The following is a 16,448-nucleotide window of genomic DNA, read 5'->3' as shown; positions in this document are numbered from 1 at the left end:
TAAGGATGACAGCTGATGGCTCTTAACGCAAGAAGTACTTGCATTAAGAGTGCCGGCCCAGTCAAGCCAGCGCGACCCCCAACTCCTGGGCGAACACCTTGATCATGTGCTGAACGGCAATCTCGTTGCGGCCGATGATCATATGGTCGTGCTGACCGTGGCGAACGCCCTCACCGCATTGCGGGAGCATGGCGAAGTCCTCGTCGCGCACTGCGGCATGAACGCCTTCATAGACCGCGTCGTAAGCCGCCCGCATCTCGTCTGTCGTCGCCGGGATACGACCCATCCAGCTGTGCCGCACCGTGCAGCGGGTGGGTTCGCCCTCGGGGAGCATGTCGATGATCTCCACGCCGACCGGGCTGTTGGCCAGGATCAGATTCGGGTAGACCCAGTAGATGACACCCATGTTGGCCGACGGGTCGAATGAGGCGCTCGGGTCATCGGCGAGATTCTTGATCCAGTTGAACGGGAAGCCGATGCGGTGATGCCGGCCGAATTCGTCGTAGATCGCGGTGTTGGGCAGGGTGTTCTGCCCAATCAGGCTCTCGCCGTGGACGAAGGGGAAGTGGTAGCCCTCGGCAAACGCCTCGAGCGCACCCTTCCACGACACGTCTGAGGAGAACTCGCGGTCGGTGTGGTAGCCGTAGCTCTCGTAATTCCATTGCGCCAGTTCGTTTCCGAGCGGCCCCAGGTGGGTGCCAAGGTCGATGGTCGCGCCCGCGGTCAGCACGGCCCAGACGAAGCCGTAGCGTTCCTCGGACGGCAACTCCACCAGGCCGTACTCCGCGGGGTCCATCGTGTCGAAGCCCGCTTTGCCCGGGACCATGAACAGCTCACCTGTGTTGCGGTAGGTCCACGCGTGGTACGGACAGACGAAACGGGACGCATTTCCGGAGCCGCAGGCCGGCATCGCCCCGCGGTGGCGGCAGTAGTTGAGGAAGACGTGGCTGGCGCCGGTGCGGTCCCGGGTCACCAGCAGCGAGTCCCCGAGCACCGAACGGACGACGAAGTCGTTCTTCTCCGCGATCTGAGCCGACGGCACGATCGCCAGCGGAACCCGGCGCAGGATCTGGGATTCCTCGATCTCGGTGATCTTCGGGTCGCGGTAGTAGTGCAGCGGCACCTTCAGCACCGCCTCGGCCATATCCGTCGTCCCCTCGACGGCATGCCGCAGCGCACGGCGGGTCAGTTGTTCATCGGTGCTGCTGACTGGGCTGACGGTCATGACCTGACCATACAATGACTATCAACTGTATTGTCAAGATCGGACCGTCGTTCATGCGACGATCAACGGATGCGCAGGCACGGCTGGTCGGGCGACATTCCCGCCGACGACGACGAAGCCGTCGGACGCATCATCGGCGCGGCCCGGCAGGCGATCGACGCGCGCGGCACGGTGAGCGTGTCGGAGGTAGCGCAGGCCCTGGGAGTGACCCGCCAGACCGTGTACCGCTATTTCCCGACCCTCGAGAGCCTCATGGTCGCCACCGCCGTCTCCTCGGTGGACGGCTTTCTCGATCGATTGGCAGCAGAGCTCGGTTCGATCACCGACCCCAGTGAAGCCGTCGTGGAGGGCATCGCCTACACCGCCGAACAGATCCCACACGACCGGTACCTCAGCCTGGTCCTGCAGCCCGGCAAGGCCAGCGCCTTCACCGCCGGCGTAACGTCGGACCTGGCCATCGAGTTCGGCAAGTCGATCCTGCAGCGATTCGACATCGACTGGGCCGCAGTCGGATTCGAAGGTGAAGTGTTCGACCAGCTGGTCGAGTTCATGCTGCGGACGCTGCAGTCGTTCATCGTCGATCCGGGAGGGCCGTCCCGCCACAACACCGGACTGCGGACCTACCTGCGGGATTGGGTGGCGCCGGCGGTGGCCGCGCACGCGCGTTAGAGCGTGGCGACACCTTCGAGGCAGGTGGTGGTGGCACCACCGACCCAGACCGACCCATCGGATTCAGCCACCACGCTGATCTCGCCGGACCGGCCGAGCCGCGCCCCCTGGGACACCCGATACTGAGCCGGAGCCGTGCCGGTACTCGTCAACCATTGCCCCACTGAGGCATTCATGCTGCCGCACACCGGATCTTCGGGAACACCTACACCGGGCGCGAAAGTACGCATCTCGTAGTCGTGCGCCGACCCGGCCGGATACGGCCCGACGACGCCGACCATGGCCGTGGGAATGCGGGCCAAATCGGGTTCCAGTTCGAGCACTCGTTGCGCACTACCCAGCAGCAGGACAGCCCAACCAGGACCGTTGTCCGCCCACTGGTGCGCGACGACGTCGGTGTGTGCCAGTCCGAGGCCGTCGACGATCTGATCCAGATACTCCTCGGCGAGCGGTCCGGACCGCAGCGTCGGCGGAGCCTGGAAGTACAGTTCGCCGTCGCGTTGCCGGATCTCCACGAGTCCGGCAACGCATTCCTGCACGACGCGGCCCCCCCGGCGGGGTTGGCCGCCGTGTCCCAGCCAGGCGTGGGCGGAGCCGAGGGTGGGATGCCCGGCAAACGGAAGTTCGCTGCCCGGGGTGAAGATGCGCAGCCGGTAGTCGGCCTCGGGGTGCGTCGGGGGCAGCACGAAGGTCGTCTCCGACAGATTGGTCCAGCGTGCAAGTCGTTGCATGGCAACGTCATCGAGGCCTTCACTGTCGAGCACGACCGCGACGGGGTTGCCGAGGTACGGGGTGCGCGAGAACACGTCGACCTGGGCGAATGCACGATGACGGGCCATGGTCCTCCCAATTCTGCAGAGCGTGGCTACGTGGGCCAGTATCCGCCGAGTTCACTTTGGGCGCTCGTAGCTCAGGCGTACGCTCACCCACGTGGTCGACCTCTCGTATGTCATCGCCGGATCCGAAGCCACCGGCGGCGCCGGTCTGCAAGCTGATCTGCGCACCTTCCAGGAGTTCGGGACCTACGGCGTGGGTACGGTGACGTGCATCGTGTCGTTCGACCCCAAGGCCAACTGGGGCCACCGGTTCGTGCCCGTCGACCCACAAGTCATCGCCGATCAGATCGAGGCGGCGACGTCGGCCTACGACCTCGACGTCGTCAAGATCGGCATGCTCGGCACCCCGGCGACCATCGACGTCGTCGCGGAGGCCCTCGCCGGCCAAACCTGGCGGCACATCGTCGTCGACCCAGTGCTGATCTGCAAAGGACAGGAGCCCGGCGCCGCGCTCGACACCGACACCGCACTGCGCCGCCAGATCCTGCAGCTGGCCACCGTCGTCACTCCGAACCTGTTCGAGGCCCGCACGCTCGCAGGGATGGATGCCCTCTCTTCGATCGACGACCTGGTCGAAGCGGCCCGACGCATTGCCGATCTGGGACCGGGCTACGTCGTGGTGAAGGGCGGGGTGGAGTTTCCCGGTGACGACGCGGTCGACGTCCTCTTCGACGGCAAGGACGCCGAGATCCTGCGCGCACCGAAGGTCGGGCATGCGCGCGTCGCCGGAGCGGGATGCACTCTGGCGGCAGCGATCACCGCCGCCCTGGCCAAGGGATCCAGTGTCCCGGAGGCCGTGCGTCAGGCCAAGGACTTCACCACCGCCGGCATCGTCGACCGGATCAATGGCAATGCGCCGTTCGACACCGTATGGCAGGGCGCGACGCGCTGAGTGGGGTCTGCTCTACCAGCCGGCGTCATCCAGCGAATCCAGCACGGGGGCAATGCCCTCAAGCCCCACCGTCATCGTGTCGTGGTCACGAAGCGCTCCGAATGAGAGCCCGGCGAGGCGTTCGATGTCGGAAACGGATTTCTGGAACATCACCACTTTGTCTGTGTCGGTGAAGGATTCGTTATCGGAGCCGAAAGCCGCGTCCAGCGCCGCGTTCTGATCGGCCAAGAATGCGGTGGCACGCAGATCGCCGTCCTCGGGGCTGACCCGTACGACGATCTTCCAGAACTGCCGTGGCACATTGACACCCCGGTACAGCGGATCATTCTCACCGAATACCGGCCCGGTGATGACGGTGATCTGGCGTTTCTCGGCACCGGCGTTGTCGAGGGCATAGTTCTCGATGCCCGCCCACAGGTGTTGGTTGAATGCCGAGATCTGCGGGCAGCAGTTGGCGAAGTGGAAGGTGTCGTCGGCGGCCTGTTTCGCGGCGACCGGACTGCCCCATGCCGGATCGAGGCGGCGCACCATGTGTCCGCGGTCGAACAGTCGTGGTTTCTGCCGTTCGAACACATCCTGGTCGAGCTGCTGTTCGGGTCGTAGGCGCGGATCCGTGTACCAGGTTTCGACCGCTTCGACCTCCCCCGTCTCGCGGTTGATCTTGCGCAGTCGGCGGCCGTCGATGTTGACGATGGTGAACAGCGGCATGCGCCGATCGGCGCGGATGACCAGGCTGAAGTGGTGGTAGCGCAGCACCACGTTGGCCGACGACCGTTTGAGGCCCTTCGGCACCGCGCACCGCGCCAGCAGTTTCGCCGGGATCGACGGAACCGCAACAGCTTTGGGCAGGAAGTCCGGGTCGTAGCCGGAACGGTTGCTGTAATCCGGGTTGGGTGCGTCATTTCGCTCGAGGACCGCTGGCTGTACGGCGCTCGCGTCGTCGGTGGTGATGGCGATGGCCGGTGGCGCCGAGTTGAGATCGGCCACGTTGCCGGTAATGGTCAGCCGGGGCAACGACAAGTCGGCGGTCACCACCGCCGGGGCCGTCCTGACGACCGGGGCCCCGTTCGACGCATTGACAACGACGGCGGTCCCCTCCAGCGCAGTGGCGGCGGCCGGTGGGTTGAGCGCTTCGGCGAGCAGATCCCTTAACCCAGCCGGCAATTGGTCGTGGCGGGCGCGGAGGGCGTCGACGATCGCGCTGATCCTGATGCCCTCATTGCAGTCGTCGGGCACGGGCTGGCCGTCTTCGAGCTCGGTGTCGTTGTGGCCACCGCCGGCGTGGTGCAAGGCGACGAGATTGAACTGGTCGTTGAACACCGGGCTGCCGCTTGAGCCGTGCAGGGTGTCGGCGGCGTAGTAGAGCGTGACCCCCTTCTTGCCGCGGCCGATCACCCGGTTCTCCCGCAAGGCGATCTGTTTGTAGTCGGCGTCGGGATGTTCGATGATCGTGACGTGGTCACCTTCGGCGTGTTTGTCCTGCGCCGATGACATTGCACTCCAACCGAAGTCGGGCAATTTGCCGTCGCCCGCGGTGCGCGGTCCGACGGCGATCAGCGACACGTCGAGTTCGTTCTCGTCGCTGGTCCAGAAGAAGGTGGCCGGGTCGAGCCGAAACTCCGTGACCGCTGCGGGCACGTCGTCGAGGTCGAGTTGGTAGTTGAACTGGATCGAGGTCGAGGCGGCGCTCTGCGCGTCGGCGATGACGTGATTGTTGGTCATGAACAACCGCGGCGACACCATCACCCCGGTGCCGAGCGGCCGCCGCTTTCCGTCGATGACGCGCGCCACCGCCTGCGCGGACACCCTCGCCATCTCGACGTAATAGATCGGCACGAAATCGGTCGTCGGACCGATGATCTTCTCCAGCTCTCCCCGCATCTGCGGCTTGACCAGAGCGGCCACCTTGTCCTTACCCGACTGCGGGAGGGCCTTGAGCAGGTCCAGGTCGCCGTCCACGACCTTGCTGATCTGCGTCGAGGTCAGGTCGCCTGCGGTGATCGCGGCGACGCGGCGAACCAACCGGCAGTGGTCCGGATCCATGAAGACGTTCGACATGACGGCTACCTCGTGTGCGTCGGGATATCGCTGCATCAAGTCTTTTCCCCGCACCTGGTCCGCACACGCGTAGGCGACTACTCGTTTCCGCTGGATAGAGGTAGCCGATAGCCCATCACCATGAATGCACTCATAGTGCGTTATATTGCACCAATGGATGAGGCCGCCGCCAAACTGGCCATCGCGATCGGCGCCCGCGTGAAACAGGAGCGCGCGGCCCGAGGCTGGACGCTGGATCAGCTTGCGGCCGCGGCATCGGTCAGCCGGCGAATGGTGATCAGTGTCGAACACGGCGAGGTGAACCCCAGTGTCGGGACGCTGCTGCGACTCAGCGATGCGCTGGGCGTCGGGCTGCCCGCCCTGGTCGAGCCGCCAGAGGCACGTCCGGTCAAGGTCGTCCGCGCCGGGGACGGCGCACAGCTGTGGACCGGCGGGGCCGGGGGCCGCGGCGTCCTGGTTGCCGGCACCACCCCGCCGGATGTCGTCGAACTGTGGGACTGGTGGCTCGGCCCCGGTGATCGCCACGCCAGCGAGGCTCACGCCGCCGGGACCGAGGAGCTGATCCACGTGCTTGAGGGGACGATCGCCGTCGAGGTCGACGGCCAGGTCATCACCTTGGAAGCCGGGGACGCGGTGTCCTTCCCGGGCGACGTCGACCACGCATACGCCAATCCACGTGACATTCGCGCCCGGTTCGCGCTGACGGTGTTCGAGCCCGGCGTCGGCACCGCCCAGCGACGGCAAGGAGAGTGACATGTTGATCCACCCGTGGGATGCCGCCCTCGACGAGGCCGAATGGCGGAACTGGCTGGCCGGCACCGAGCGATTCGGCATCCTCGCGGTCAACAACGTCGACCCGGCCGCCGCACCGCTGATGGTGCCGACCCACTTCACCCACGCCGGAGCCCACCTGTTGCTGCATCTGGCCCGGCCCAACCCGATCTGGCCGCACCTGGAAGCAGCAGCCGAAGTGCGTCTGACGGTGATCGGTGACTATGCCTACATCCCCACCTACTGGCGCGCCAAGGCCGGCGGTCCCGATGAGGACGGCGTCCCGACGAGCTACTACTCGTCGGTTCAGTTTGTCTGCCGCCCAACGATTCTGGACGATCCGGAGGAGAAGGCCCGCATCCTGGCCGCTCAACTCGCAGACTGCCAGCCCGAAGGGCGTCACGCCGCTGTTTCCGACGGCGAAGACCCGTACGGACGCATGCTGCCCGGCATCCGCGGCATACGCCTCGAGGTACTGCGAGTGGAGGCCAAATTCAAATACGACGACGCGAATCCGGTCGAGCACCGCGAGCGGGTGATCGACCACCTTGAACAGCGGGGCCACCGCCTGGACTCCGCGGCCGCAGCCCAGCAGCGCCGCCGCCTGGCGGCGATCGGCGACTGGAAGCTCAGGCGGAAGGAAAGCGGAAGATGAGGGCGTCGAGGAGGCGCCGGACCTCAAGGACTCGCGTACGCACCGCGCTCTGGTGATGATGCGCTCCCGGGCGCCCGGCTCTGACACGATCGTCGATCCGCGCCAACTGCGACTGGAGGTCGGCCATTTCAGCCTCGAGGAGGGCGATGAACGCCTGCGCCTGACGCACATCTGCGCTGGCCCGTGGGGCCAGGTTCACCACCGGCGCAGGCACGGCCACCGGCCGAAGCCAGAGTGGATCAACAGGGTCTGCCGTCATCGTCACACGGTCGCAGCGCCGCTCGGCGATCCAGTTTCCCGGCCGTATCCGTCCGGTAAGGAGCTGTTCACACTGATGCCCACCGGAGTGTGAGTTCTACCGGAACAGCGCGCTGGCGATGTCCGCGAAGTGCTTGCGCACCGCCTGTTCGTCCATGTCGAGGATCAGCTGCGAGATGGCACCGTCGTAGACGGTGACCAGTGCCCGGGCCATATCGTCCGGCGTCGGCAGCGACTGTGGGAGCTCCGCCACCCGATCACCGATGTGGCCGGCCAGCATGCGAGCGAAATCCTCGCGCATCTGCGAACGCTCTGCCGCAAGCTCCAGCTGAACATCGGGTCGGCGAGCCGCATACAGGACGAAGTCGGTGTTGATCAGCAACCAATCCCGATCGATGGGCAGATCCTGCGCCCAGGCCTCGATCGTGGCCTCGACCGAGTCGAACGGTTCGGCAGCCAGGAATCTCACCGTGTGCTCGGCGAATTCACGTGATTGTTCGCGATACAGCGCCAAGAACAGTTCATCGAGAGTGCCGAAGTTCGAGTAGAACGCACCCTTGGTGTACCCCGAAGCCTGGCAGATGTCATCAATCCTGGTGCGCCCGAATCCTTTTGCGGCGAAGACCGAAAAGGCCGCGTCAAGTAGCCGCTGCCGGGTCTCGACCCGTCGCCGCGTCATCGGCCGCGCCGGTTGGCCCTCGTCCTTGGTCACCGATCCATGATACCTTTTGGCATTCGATACTAAAAGGTATCAAATTGGGACAGGGGACGACCGAGGGGTGAGTTGATGCGGCAGAAGACAATTGGGGCTGTGGCGTGCGCCATCGCGACACTGTTCGTGACGGCGACGCCGGCCGCACGCGCAACGCCTGGCGCCGACGCACGGACGGGCGCGTGCCGACCCTGGGAGATGACCACGGTGGCCGGCGGTCTGGGCGCCCTGGAGAACCTCGAACCCGACGGCCGCGGAGGTTTCTATCTGAGCGCGATCAATGACGGCCGGTTACTCCATGTCGACGACGGCGGATCCAGCACCACGGTGCTGTCGGGCCTCGATCATCCTGCGGGCCTGCGACTTTCGGGAGACAGCCTGTACTTCCTCACCGGCAACAGCCCCGGCACCTCGCGCGGCACACTGCAGCGCCTGGACCTGACCACCGGACAGGCCACGACATTGCTCAGCGGGCTGCCCTCACCGAATGGACTGCTGTTCCTACCGGACGGCGATCTGATCTTCTCGCAACTCACCGTCCCGCCGCGAGGGATCGGCCGGTACAACCCCAGCACCGGGCAGCACACGAAAACCTGGTCATCCACGCCGCTGCCCAACGGTCTCGCACTGACTCCCGACGGCAGCGCACTCTTCACCGAGAACTCGGCCCTGTCAACGGTTATACGCCTCCCGCTCGACAAGCCGAACGCAACCTCGACCGTGGCACGGCTGCCCGGGCTGATCGCCGGCTCCGACGATATGCAAGCCACCCGCGACGGGACGTTGTACGTGGCCGGGGATACCTCCGGCGAGGTCTACGCAGTCAACACCGACACCGGTCGGGTGTGCGCGATCGCCACAGGACTCAGCCAGCTCGCCTTGCCACCCAACGGGCCGACGTCGGTGCGGGTAGCCCCCGGACCTGACGGCAACGCCCTGTATGTCACGGCCATCGACGGCAAGCTGCGGCGCCTCCAGCCCCCGGCCGGCACCGACCTGGTGCCGGTCACTTGAGCGGCGCTACCGCGATCGCGGCGTACGCATAGGGCACTCCTGCCTTCTCGATCCAGGCGGGGACGACGTGGCGAGGCTGAGCAGTTCGAGTGACGCCGCCCGTTTCTCGACTTCCTCGCCAGCGCTTGAGCTTATGGGCTAGCGTGCCAAATCTGGTCGACTCCAGAAAGGCAACTGCCATGTCCTCCTACAGCCATCCGCACTCGCTGGACGGCCACGCCGTGATCGTCACCGGGGCCGCGCGAGGTGTCGGCAAAGGCATCGCCACCGCATTGCTGTCCCGCGGGGCCCGCGTACTGGTAACCGACATCCTCGGTGACGTATTGGCAAACACCACAGCCGAATTCACCGAGTCCGGATTCGAGGTCGCATCCGTGGTGGCGGACCTGCGTGACGCCGACAGTGCGCAACGCATCGTCGACGCCGCCCTCGACGCATTCGGAACGGTGGACGGACTGGTCAACAACGCCGTCGCCAGCGCCGGGCCCATCCCCTTCGTCGACATCCCCGCCGAGGAGTACGAGCGGGTCCACGACACCGGACCGGGCGCCAGCTTCCGTCTCATGCAGGCGATTCACCCCGTCATGGTCAAGGCCGGGGGCGGATCCATCGTCAACCTCGGCTCGGCAGCGGGCACGGTGGGCACCCACTCATTCGGCGCGTATGCCGGCGCCAAGGAAGCCATTCGCGGCATGTCCAAGGTGGCCGCACTGGAATGGGGCGTCGACCGGATCCGCGTCAACGTGGTCTGCCCGCTCGCCGAAACCGACGGGCTGAAAGTGTTGCGGGACATGGCACCAAAACAGTACGAAGCGGTGGTCAGAAGCACCTCGCTCAAGCGAATCGGCGATCCCACCAACGACATCGGCGCCGTCGTGGCCTTCCTGATCGGCGACGATTCCACCTATCTCACCGGGCAGACGCTCCTCGTCGACGGCGGTGCCGGTTCGTTCCGCTAGTCGCCAATCCCCGCCAAATCGCTGGTCACCCTTGTAGCTTCGAAGTGGAGGCAAACAGAACACGAGCGAACAAGGAGGAAGACCAATGACGAATCGTTCAGGAAGTGCGTTCTCCCGACGCACGTTCATCCGCGGCGCTGCCGTCACCGTGCCGGTCATCGGAGCCGCCGTGGTGGCACCCGCTGCGCTGGCGGCACCTCAAGAGTGTGGTGACCCAGCAGGCAAGGTCGGCAATTGCGCGGCACAACTGCCGCAGGAGTTCACCTCGACGAGTTTCAGCACGACAGCGATCGTCGGCGGCACGAACTACTCAATCCTGTTCAGCACGAACATCAGACGCGGCCCGCTCATCCCATCGGGCACCACCGGTTATCGCATCCGAAGTGTCAGCGTGTCCGGCACGAAGCTCGACGGTGCCCCGTTCTATCTGACACCGGGGATCGGCGAGGCCGGCCCGCGGCTGCTCAACGCCCTGTCCGCATCGTCATTGGGCTTCGCCCTCGACGTGCCGTGGGACGCCAACCAGCTGGTGCGTTCGTTCCTCTACACCTACGACGTCGAGTTCCTCACCGGCCTGACGGTCAACCAGACCTGCCGCTACACGACCACGATGACGCTGCGCGACAACGGCATGACGCTCGGTGGCGTCGGATCGGTCGATTTCTCCACACCGATGCTCGCCGAATGCGAGACGGCGCCTCCCCCTCCGCCGCCGCAGTAGCCGCCGCTTCGCTTACCCGTGCGCCTTGCGGACGAGATCGATGGCGTACTGGTTGACGAAGGTGCCCGCCGACGCCTCGCCCGTGCCGCACGAGCCGTCGGACTCGCCGGGCCGCTTGACCCAGAGGAACGCGTCGACGTTTCCGTTTCCGGTCGCCGTGGTCGGCGCGGCGCCGAGGGCCCGGCCGCTGGGGTTGCACCAGTACATCTCGCCTTCGGCCGGTCCGGCACCGTTGCGCGAGGTGTCGATGACGTACGGCTTGCCGCCGGTCTGGCCCGAAATGGCGTCGCCGTACCCGATTTCCTCTTCAGTGGTGAAGAAGTTGGCGGTGTTGAGGCTGAAGCCGCGTGCCTTGGCCACGCCGACCCGGTTGAGCCGGTTGGCCATTTCTCCGGCGGCCGTCCACCGGGAGTGGCCCGCGTCGACGTAGAGCGCGGTGCCCGGATTGCGGGTCAGCGTGTCGACGGCGTAGCTCATCAGGTTGTAGCGTTCCTCGCGCTGATCGCCCGACAGGCAGTCCGCCATGGCGAGCGCATCGGGTTCGAGGATGACCGCGGCCGGCCCGCCACCGATGGCGGCCGCGACGCCGTCGATCCAGCCCTTGTAGGCCGCCGCCGAGCCGAAGCCGCCGGCCGCGTAGCTCCCGCAGTCGCGATGCGGGATGCCGTAGAGCGCGAGGATCGGCATGGTGCCTGCGGCCTGCGCCGTGGCGATGTACTTGGCGTCCACCCCGGGGTTGGAGACGTTGTCCATCCAGTAGGCGGTGGGCGTGTTGGCGATCGCCTGCAGCTCGGGGCTCGGGTCCCCCTGCGCGGCGCGCGCGGCCTTCGACGACGGGTTGACGTAGAACGAGTGGCCCTCGAGCGGGTTGCCGTCACTGGCCAGGCGCACCGTCGGCCCCGGCCCGGCGGCGAGACCCGCGCCGACCACGGAGGCAACTGTCAGAAAAGGGAAGATCAACCGCGCGACTGCGCCAGCAGCTGAGGACATCACCTCAGGGAAAGTAATGGGAGGACGCGAGAAGCGCCAGTCACTCCCCCGCCGGCGTCCGGGTGTAGAAGCTCATCCGCTCGCGCAATTCGTCCGGGTCGAGGCCGAACTCCTCGGGCTGATAGCGGTGCCTGCCCCTGCCGTCACGCGGTTGGGCGCGGTGATGCTCGGCGAGCATGCCTGCGATGTCCGGGGCCGCCATCTGGGCCCCGGCATAGATCCGGCGCACCGTAGCCTCGGGGTCGGCGACCAGGTCGGTGTACTGGATATCGAGCCAGGTGACGGTCGACGCCGCGGCCCGGGCGGCCATCGCGCGGCGTAGCCACAGTGCGGTCTGCTCGGTTTGAAACCGACCCACGTCTGCCCCGTCGACGTGGTCGCTGTAAGTGGATCGGTACGTCGCGAACAGGCTCGCGCCGGAGGCGACGGTCTCCACGATGTCGCGGTGCAGTTGGACAACGCAGGCACCCGGATAGGTCGCTATCACGTGGCGGAGCTCTGCGGTGTGCGCCGGTGCCTTGAGAACCCAGCGGCGTCCGTCGGCTGCGTCGAGGATCTGCAGCATCCGGCGGTGCTGCGCATACTCGGCCGCGAAGTCCTGTCCGGCGAGCCACGTGGCGTAGCTGTCCAGCCGGGTGGTGGCCGCGAATCCCCAGTTGCGCAGCGTGGTGCCCATGCCTAGCACACACTCCTCGGGCAGGTTGGGGCCGGAATCGTGCACGGCCGCCATCGTGGGGTTGAGCACGTGCAGCAGGTATTGGCCAGCCGCCGCAGCGTCGAGGCGCCGGGCGCGTTCGTCGGGGTCGAGGTCGCCGGGCAGCCGCCAGGGAGCACCGAGCTCGGCGGGCAGGGGTGCGCGCAACCGGGGGTCGCGGTCGAGTAGCCGGTACAGGTAAGTGGTGCCCGTGCGCCAGCCGCCGGTGATGATGATCGGGGGCAGGACAGGGCGGTGTTCGGTGGCGGGGTGCTCCTGGAGATATCGCGTGATCGCGACGCGGGCGGCCAGCCGGCCCGCCGCCGTCCGCTGGGCGGTCAGCGCGCCGAGTGCGTTGAGCCGGCCGTCCTCCTCGGCCGACGCGAGGTACTGTTCCAGGCCCGGACGCCACTGGTCGGGGTCGCCGAGCACGCCGGCGCCCGCACCGCGGGTGCCGCGGTCGATGACGATGTCGACGGCGTCGGCACCAAGCCGGTAGCGGTCAGGGCGGACGGCCCGATCCTCCTCGGCCGCGGCGTAGGCCTTGCGCGCCTCCGGGGTGCGCGCGGGCGCGGTCCAGGTGGTCATGCGCGCTCGACCAGGTCGGCGAGGCGCACGACGCGTGTCGCAGGGACGACGGGCTGGTGTTCGGGTTGCAGGAACCGCATGACGACGATGCCGAATGCGCGCCCTTCGGTGTCGATCCAGTCGCCGGCCGCCGGGCCGGGATCGGTCGCCGAGAGAACGAACCGGTAGCGCCCGCCCTGGAGGTGGGCGGTGGCCCCGGTGTAGGACACCCGCCGATGCCGGTAGTCCAGCGAGTTGAGAAATCTGCTGTACGCCAAGATGTTCCAATACCGGCACGGCACCAGATCTCCGTCGATGATCAGGGCTTCATCAGCACCCAACTGCCAGCCGCCGCGCACGTAGTGGATGGCTGGTTCGGTGAACACCGCACCGCCGGTCATCTCGGTCCAGTGCCGCAGCTGGTTCGGGGACTTGTGATCGGCTGCCGAGGCGGCAGCCCAGATGCGTGGCAGGTGCGTGATGGCCGCCGACGCCTTCGACAGATGCTTTCTGAACCGCGCCGGGTCGATCGGCGCCGGGACCGGAGGCGGCTCGACCGGTTCGATGGCACACCACCCGAGGCGGTTCGTCTGCACCTCGTCGTGAAAGTGCCGCACCCAGATCACGGTGGCACGCGCGGGCAAGCTCAGCCAGTCACCGGTCTGCGGCCGATCATCACCGACCATTACCTCGTAGCCGCCGTCGGCGTCGAAAGTGATTGCATCACTGTCGGTCCGGGAGATCGCCTGGGCGTCGCCGTCAGCGGCGCCGTAGGCCGTGATCGAGACGTAGGCTGCGTCTCCTCGATTACCGCGGATCCGGTATCGGCCGTCGGGGCGGACATCGGCGACCCAGTACTGGAAGTCGGGGTTGTCCATCAGGAACTTCTGTCGCCAGCCGTTGAACGCGATGAACTCCGGCTTGTCGCGGTCGACTTCGAAGCGGCCCAGTTGATTGGACACCGCGCGCAGCAGTGCCCGGAACCCGTCGGCGCGTTCGCTTTCCGGCAGGTCCGCGGTGTCGGCCGCGAGTTGCTCACCCGCAGTGCGTAATCCGTCGACGAACGAATTCCACGCGGCGACTTCGGCGCGGGGTTCATCTCCACTTGGCGCAGCCACGGGCATCCCTCCCCCAATTCCGGAAGCAGATGCTTCCGAAATTGGATGCTGCCCGCTATGCTCGCGGCATGTCAAGGCCGTACCGCGGCCTGGCCGCCGACGCCCGATCGGCGGATCGCCGCGCCCGACTGCTGCAGGCAGCCGTCGACCTGGTCGGCACCCAAGGGGTGGCCGCGATGACCATGCGCGCCGTCTGCCGGGAGGCCTCGCTCAGCCAGAAGTTCTTCTACGAAAGCTTCACCGACACCGACGATCTGCTCCACGAGGTCTACCGCAGCACGTTCGAACACGCGCGCCGCGCCATCAACGCCGCAGATGACCCGGCAGCCGATCTGCCCACGCGCACCCTGGCAGGCGTACGGGCGGCAGCACAACTCGTCACCGACGATCCCCGGATCTGCCGAATCTTGTTGGTGGAGCCCATCGCCGACCTGAGACTGCGCAAGTTTGTGCGCGATTCCATCGGCTCGATGACGCCGGCGGGCGTGAGAGTCCCGATCGGCGGGGCCGACGGGAAGTCCTCGGCACGGGCAAAGATGCAGTACGCCACCGTGTTCGGCGCGATCATCTCGCTTTTCATCGAATGGACCGAGGGCAACCTCGGTTCCGACCGGGAAGCCTTCGCCGAGCATGTGACCACCATGTTGCTGTCGTCAACGCTGTTCAACGAGGCATCGCTGAAGGCCTCACGGTGACGGCACCGGTTCCAGTGCGACGGCATGTTCTGCGGCTCGCCGCCCCGAGAACACGCAGTCGGCCAGCGACAGCCCACTAACGTACGAGTTGGCACAGATGCCTATCGCCGTGCGTCCCGCCGCATACAGCCCCGGAATCGACTGACCTGCAGGCGTTTTCACCGAACCGGTGTCCTCGTCGACGATCAGGCCGCCGAGGGTGAACATCGGGCACGGGTTGATCAGGCTGCGCTTGATGGATATCGCGATCAGAGAGAACGGCCCCTGCTCGACAGGCCGCACGAATTCGGCGGGCTTACCGAGCGGATCCGGCAGCCCCGCCGCGGCCGCGGCATTGTGGGCCTCCACGGTGGTACGCAGCCCTGCCGGATCGACACCGGCCTTGGCCGCCACCTCCTCCAGCGTGTCCCCGACGACCCGGTCGGTGCGCAACATGGCCTCCATCTGCAAGCGCTGAAACCAGATGGCCTGCTTGGGAAGTTGCGCTCGCGCCTCGTCGAGCAGGCGCCGATCAGCCAGAATCCAGCCGCGGCCGCCATGGTCTTGAATCATGGCGTGCCCGACGGCGGCGCCATAGCGGGTCTCGTCGATGAATCGTTGCCCCGCTTCGTCGACGACGAGTGCGCCCAGGAACGCGCTCGGTGGGGTGATGAATCGCCAGGCCGATACGTTGTCGAGGCGATCGACGGCGGCACCGACATCGGCGGCGAGAACGATTCCGCTGCCGTCGTCGGCGCTGGTGCCGAGCTGAAGTCCGTCGCGATACTCAGGGGCGTGCTCGGCGATCCATTCGCGATTGGCGATGTAGCCGCCAGCGCTGAGGATAACCGCTTGGCGCACATGAATATCGACAGTGCGGGCATACCTGCGCTCCAGACGGTCTAGGAGCTTTTCCATCGCGGCCCGCAGCGGCGGGTAGTAGATGCCCGGTTTGATCGCGAGTTCGGCGTATGCGCGATAGCGGCGGCGAACCCTGGCAGGCGCTCCGTCGAGCGTGCTGGCCCGGACACCGACCACTCGCCCCTCCGAGTTGGTCAACAGCGCGACGGCCCGGGTGTGGAACTGCGTGCGCACCCCGAGGGCCGCCGCCGATTCGGCCATGGGCTGATAGATCTTCTTGCCCGAGGCTCCCGGGCCTTTGGCCCGGTGGCCACGTTGCGCCGGCGGCGTGATGGCGCGGAAGCGGCCGGAATTCTCGCTGCCCGAGTAGTACAGGTAGTACTTGTTGTTCGGGTAGGACGTCTTGTACGGGCACACCGATGCTTCGAACGGCACGCCGTGTCCGGTGAGCCAGTCGATCATCGCCGGGCTGGTGTCGACGAATCGACGCAGCGTTTCAGGGCGCACGGCATCGCCGATCTCGGCCTTCAGGTAGGCGTACATTGCATCGGCGGTGTCGTCGACACCGGCTTGACGTTGTACCCAGGTCCCGCCGCCGGCGTAGATGATCCCGCCCGACACCTGCGTCGCACCGCCGCCGTTGAAGCGGTCGATCGCCAACACGTCGGCGCCTCTCGCCCGCGCTTCCAGGGCAGCAGAAACGCCGGCCGCCCCGTATCCGACCACGAGGACATCGACTGTGCGCGTTTCTGCCATGGCTCTCCCTGATCGACC

17 protein-coding genes are annotated in these 16,448 nt (G+C 66.7%); 8 read left to right on the top strand and 9 right to left on the bottom strand.

Annotated elements, in window-relative coordinates; translation table 11 throughout:
• Positions 1 to 61: 61 nt before the first annotated feature.
• Positions 62 to 1,225 carry an aromatic ring-hydroxylating oxygenase subunit alpha gene (locus tag G6N57_RS08185; RefSeq protein ID WP_077740014.1) on the bottom strand — a complete coding sequence of 388 codons (1,164 nt, stop codon included), beginning with the start codon at positions 1,223 to 1,225 and terminating at the stop codon, positions 62 to 64.
• A gap of 69 nt (positions 1,226 to 1,294) precedes the next feature.
• Between G6N57_RS08185 and G6N57_RS08180 the strand changes: the two genes are divergently transcribed.
• A complete protein-coding gene (locus G6N57_RS08180; RefSeq protein ID WP_077740013.1) occupies positions 1,295 to 1,894 on the top strand; it encodes a TetR/AcrR family transcriptional regulator in 600 nt (199 codons plus the stop codon).
• Here the strand turns inward: G6N57_RS08180 and G6N57_RS08175 are convergent.
• On the bottom strand, positions 1,891 to 2,733 hold the full coding sequence (locus G6N57_RS08175) for a PhzF family protein (RefSeq protein ID WP_077740012.1): 843 nt from the start codon (positions 2,731 to 2,733) through the stop codon (positions 1,891 to 1,893). The genes G6N57_RS08180 and G6N57_RS08175 overlap by 4 nt on opposite strands.
• Positions 2,734 to 2,824: 91 nt before the next feature.
• Here G6N57_RS08175 and thiD point away from each other — a divergent pair, with 91 nt between their 5' ends.
• Positions 2,825 to 3,622: a bifunctional hydroxymethylpyrimidine kinase/phosphomethylpyrimidine kinase gene (thiD, locus tag G6N57_RS08170; protein ID WP_077740011.1), complete on the top strand. Its 798-nt coding sequence runs from the start codon at positions 2,825 to 2,827 to the stop codon at positions 3,620 to 3,622.
• 12 nt (positions 3,623 to 3,634) lie between these two features.
• Here thiD and G6N57_RS08165 read toward each other — a convergent pair whose 3' ends face one another.
• Positions 3,635 to 5,680: a DNA/RNA non-specific endonuclease gene (locus G6N57_RS08165; RefSeq protein ID WP_162563933.1), complete on the bottom strand. Its 2,046-nt coding sequence runs from the start codon at positions 5,678 to 5,680 to the stop codon at positions 3,635 to 3,637.
• A 153-nt stretch (positions 5,681 to 5,833) separates the two neighbouring features.
• Between G6N57_RS08165 and G6N57_RS08160 the strand changes: the two genes are divergently transcribed.
• Both G6N57_RS08160 and G6N57_RS08155 read left to right on the top strand, forming a co-directional pair.
• Positions 5,834 to 6,433: a helix-turn-helix domain-containing protein gene (locus tag G6N57_RS08160; RefSeq protein ID WP_077740009.1), complete on the top strand. Its 600-nt coding sequence runs from the start codon at positions 5,834 to 5,836 to the stop codon at positions 6,431 to 6,433.
• Position 6,434: 1 nt separating this feature from the next.
• Positions 6,435 to 7,106: an FMN-binding negative transcriptional regulator gene (locus G6N57_RS08155; RefSeq protein ID WP_077740008.1), complete on the top strand. Its 672-nt coding sequence runs from the start codon at positions 6,435 to 6,437 to the stop codon at positions 7,104 to 7,106.
• Here G6N57_RS08155 and G6N57_RS08150 read toward each other — a convergent pair.
• On the bottom strand, positions 7,081 to 7,365 hold the full coding sequence (locus tag G6N57_RS08150) for a hypothetical protein (RefSeq protein WP_133118302.1): 285 nt from the start codon (positions 7,363 to 7,365) through the stop codon (positions 7,081 to 7,083). The two genes, G6N57_RS08155 and G6N57_RS08150, sit on opposite strands and share 26 nt — an antisense overlap.
• Positions 7,366 to 7,461: 96 nt before the next feature.
• Positions 7,462 to 8,076 carry a TetR/AcrR family transcriptional regulator gene (locus tag G6N57_RS08145; protein ID WP_234815614.1) on the bottom strand — a complete coding sequence of 205 codons (615 nt, stop codon included), beginning with the start codon at positions 8,074 to 8,076 and terminating at the stop codon, positions 7,462 to 7,464.
• A gap of 75 nt (positions 8,077 to 8,151) precedes the next feature.
• On the opposite strand from G6N57_RS08145, the gene G6N57_RS08140 reads away from it, so the two are divergent.
• The 3 genes from G6N57_RS08140 (at position 8,152) to G6N57_RS08130 (ending at position 10,770) form a co-directional block, all read left to right on the top strand.
• Positions 8,152 to 9,090 carry an SMP-30/gluconolactonase/LRE family protein gene (locus tag G6N57_RS08140; protein ID WP_077740006.1) on the top strand — a complete coding sequence of 313 codons (939 nt, stop codon included), beginning with the start codon at positions 8,152 to 8,154 and terminating at the stop codon, positions 9,088 to 9,090.
• 179 nt (positions 9,091 to 9,269) lie between these two features.
• The gene (locus tag G6N57_RS08135; RefSeq protein WP_077740005.1) at positions 9,270 to 10,049 is read left to right on the top strand and encodes an SDR family NAD(P)-dependent oxidoreductase; all 780 of its coding nucleotides are present in this window, start codon (positions 9,270 to 9,272) and stop codon (positions 10,047 to 10,049) included.
• A gap of 85 nt (positions 10,050 to 10,134) precedes the next feature.
• Positions 10,135 to 10,770: a hypothetical protein gene (locus G6N57_RS08130; protein ID WP_077740004.1), complete on the top strand. Its 636-nt coding sequence runs from the start codon at positions 10,135 to 10,137 to the stop codon at positions 10,768 to 10,770.
• Positions 10,771 to 10,782: 12 nt separating this feature from the next.
• Here G6N57_RS08130 and G6N57_RS08125 read toward each other — a convergent pair whose 3' ends face one another.
• The 3 genes from G6N57_RS08125 to G6N57_RS08115 are packed head-to-tail and all read right to left on the bottom strand — an operon-like array spanning position 10,783 to position 14,139.
• Positions 10,783 to 11,760 carry a glycoside hydrolase family 6 protein gene (locus tag G6N57_RS08125; RefSeq protein WP_077741836.1) on the bottom strand — a complete coding sequence of 326 codons (978 nt, stop codon included), beginning with the start codon at positions 11,758 to 11,760 and terminating at the stop codon, positions 10,783 to 10,785.
• Between the two features lie 40 nt (positions 11,761 to 11,800).
• Positions 11,801 to 13,042 (bottom strand): sulfotransferase family protein, encoded by a 1,242-nt coding sequence (locus G6N57_RS08120; protein WP_077740003.1) that lies wholly within the window; start codon positions 13,040 to 13,042, stop codon positions 11,801 to 11,803.
• A complete protein-coding gene (locus tag G6N57_RS08115; protein ID WP_234815613.1) occupies positions 13,039 to 14,139 on the bottom strand; it encodes a DUF1214 domain-containing protein in 1,101 nt (366 codons plus the stop codon). Before G6N57_RS08115 ends, G6N57_RS08120 begins: the two co-directional genes overlap by 4 nt.
• A 68-nt stretch (positions 14,140 to 14,207) precedes the next feature.
• Here G6N57_RS08115 and G6N57_RS08110 point away from each other — a divergent pair, with 68 nt between their 5' ends.
• The gene (locus G6N57_RS08110) at positions 14,208 to 14,834 is read left to right on the top strand and encodes a TetR/AcrR family transcriptional regulator (protein WP_162563932.1); all 627 of its coding nucleotides are present in this window, start codon (positions 14,208 to 14,210) and stop codon (positions 14,832 to 14,834) included.
• Here G6N57_RS08110 and G6N57_RS08105 read toward each other — a convergent pair.
• A complete protein-coding gene (locus G6N57_RS08105) occupies positions 14,826 to 16,430 on the bottom strand; it encodes an FAD-binding protein (protein ID WP_077740000.1) in 1,605 nt (534 codons plus the stop codon). The two genes, G6N57_RS08110 and G6N57_RS08105, sit on opposite strands and share 9 nt — an antisense overlap.
• Positions 16,431 to 16,448: the final 18 nt, after the last annotated feature.

It is taken from the genome of Mycolicibacterium boenickei (genome assembly GCF_010731295.1).
GTDB lineage: Bacteria > Actinomycetota > Actinomycetes > Mycobacteriales > Mycobacteriaceae > Mycobacterium > Mycobacterium boenickei.
Note: the sequence above shows the minus strand (reverse complement) of the source record. Positions and strands in the feature narration are given on the sequence as shown.

Coding starts and splice junctions, on each gene's coding strand:
- G6N57_RS08110 (WP_162563932.1), top strand. CDS start 14,208: ATGTCAAGGCCGTACCGCGGCCTGGCCGCCGACGCCCGATCGGCGGAT.
- G6N57_RS08160 (WP_077740009.1), top strand. CDS start 5,834: ATGGATGAGGCCGCCGCCAAACTGGCCATCGCGATCGGCGCCCGCGTG.
- G6N57_RS08185 (WP_077740014.1), bottom strand. CDS start 1,225: ATGACCGTCAGCCCAGTCAGCAGCACCGATGAACAACTGACCCGCCGT.
- G6N57_RS08150 (WP_133118302.1), bottom strand. CDS start 7,365: ATGACGGCAGACCCTGTTGATCCACTCTGGCTTCGGCCGGTGGCCGTG.
- G6N57_RS08105 (WP_077740000.1), bottom strand. CDS start 16,430: ATGGCAGAAACGCGCACAGTCGATGTCCTCGTGGTCGGATACGGGGCG.
- G6N57_RS08125 (WP_077741836.1), bottom strand. CDS start 11,760: ATGTCCTCAGCTGCTGGCGCAGTCGCGCGGTTGATCTTCCCTTTTCTG.
- G6N57_RS08165 (WP_162563933.1), bottom strand. CDS start 5,680: ATGTCGAACGTCTTCATGGATCCGGACCACTGCCGGTTGGTTCGCCGC.
- G6N57_RS08155 (WP_077740008.1), top strand. CDS start 6,435: ATGTTGATCCACCCGTGGGATGCCGCCCTCGACGAGGCCGAATGGCGG.
- G6N57_RS08175 (WP_077740012.1), bottom strand. CDS start 2,733: ATGGCCCGTCATCGTGCATTCGCCCAGGTCGACGTGTTCTCGCGCACC.
- G6N57_RS08180 (WP_077740013.1), top strand. CDS start 1,295: ATGCGCAGGCACGGCTGGTCGGGCGACATTCCCGCCGACGACGACGAA.
- G6N57_RS08135 (WP_077740005.1), top strand. CDS start 9,270: ATGTCCTCCTACAGCCATCCGCACTCGCTGGACGGCCACGCCGTGATC.
- G6N57_RS08130 (WP_077740004.1), top strand. CDS start 10,135: ATGACGAATCGTTCAGGAAGTGCGTTCTCCCGACGCACGTTCATCCGC.
- G6N57_RS08120 (WP_077740003.1), bottom strand. CDS start 13,042: ATGACCACCTGGACCGCGCCCGCGCGCACCCCGGAGGCGCGCAAGGCC.
- G6N57_RS08140 (WP_077740006.1), top strand. CDS start 8,152: ATGCGGCAGAAGACAATTGGGGCTGTGGCGTGCGCCATCGCGACACTG.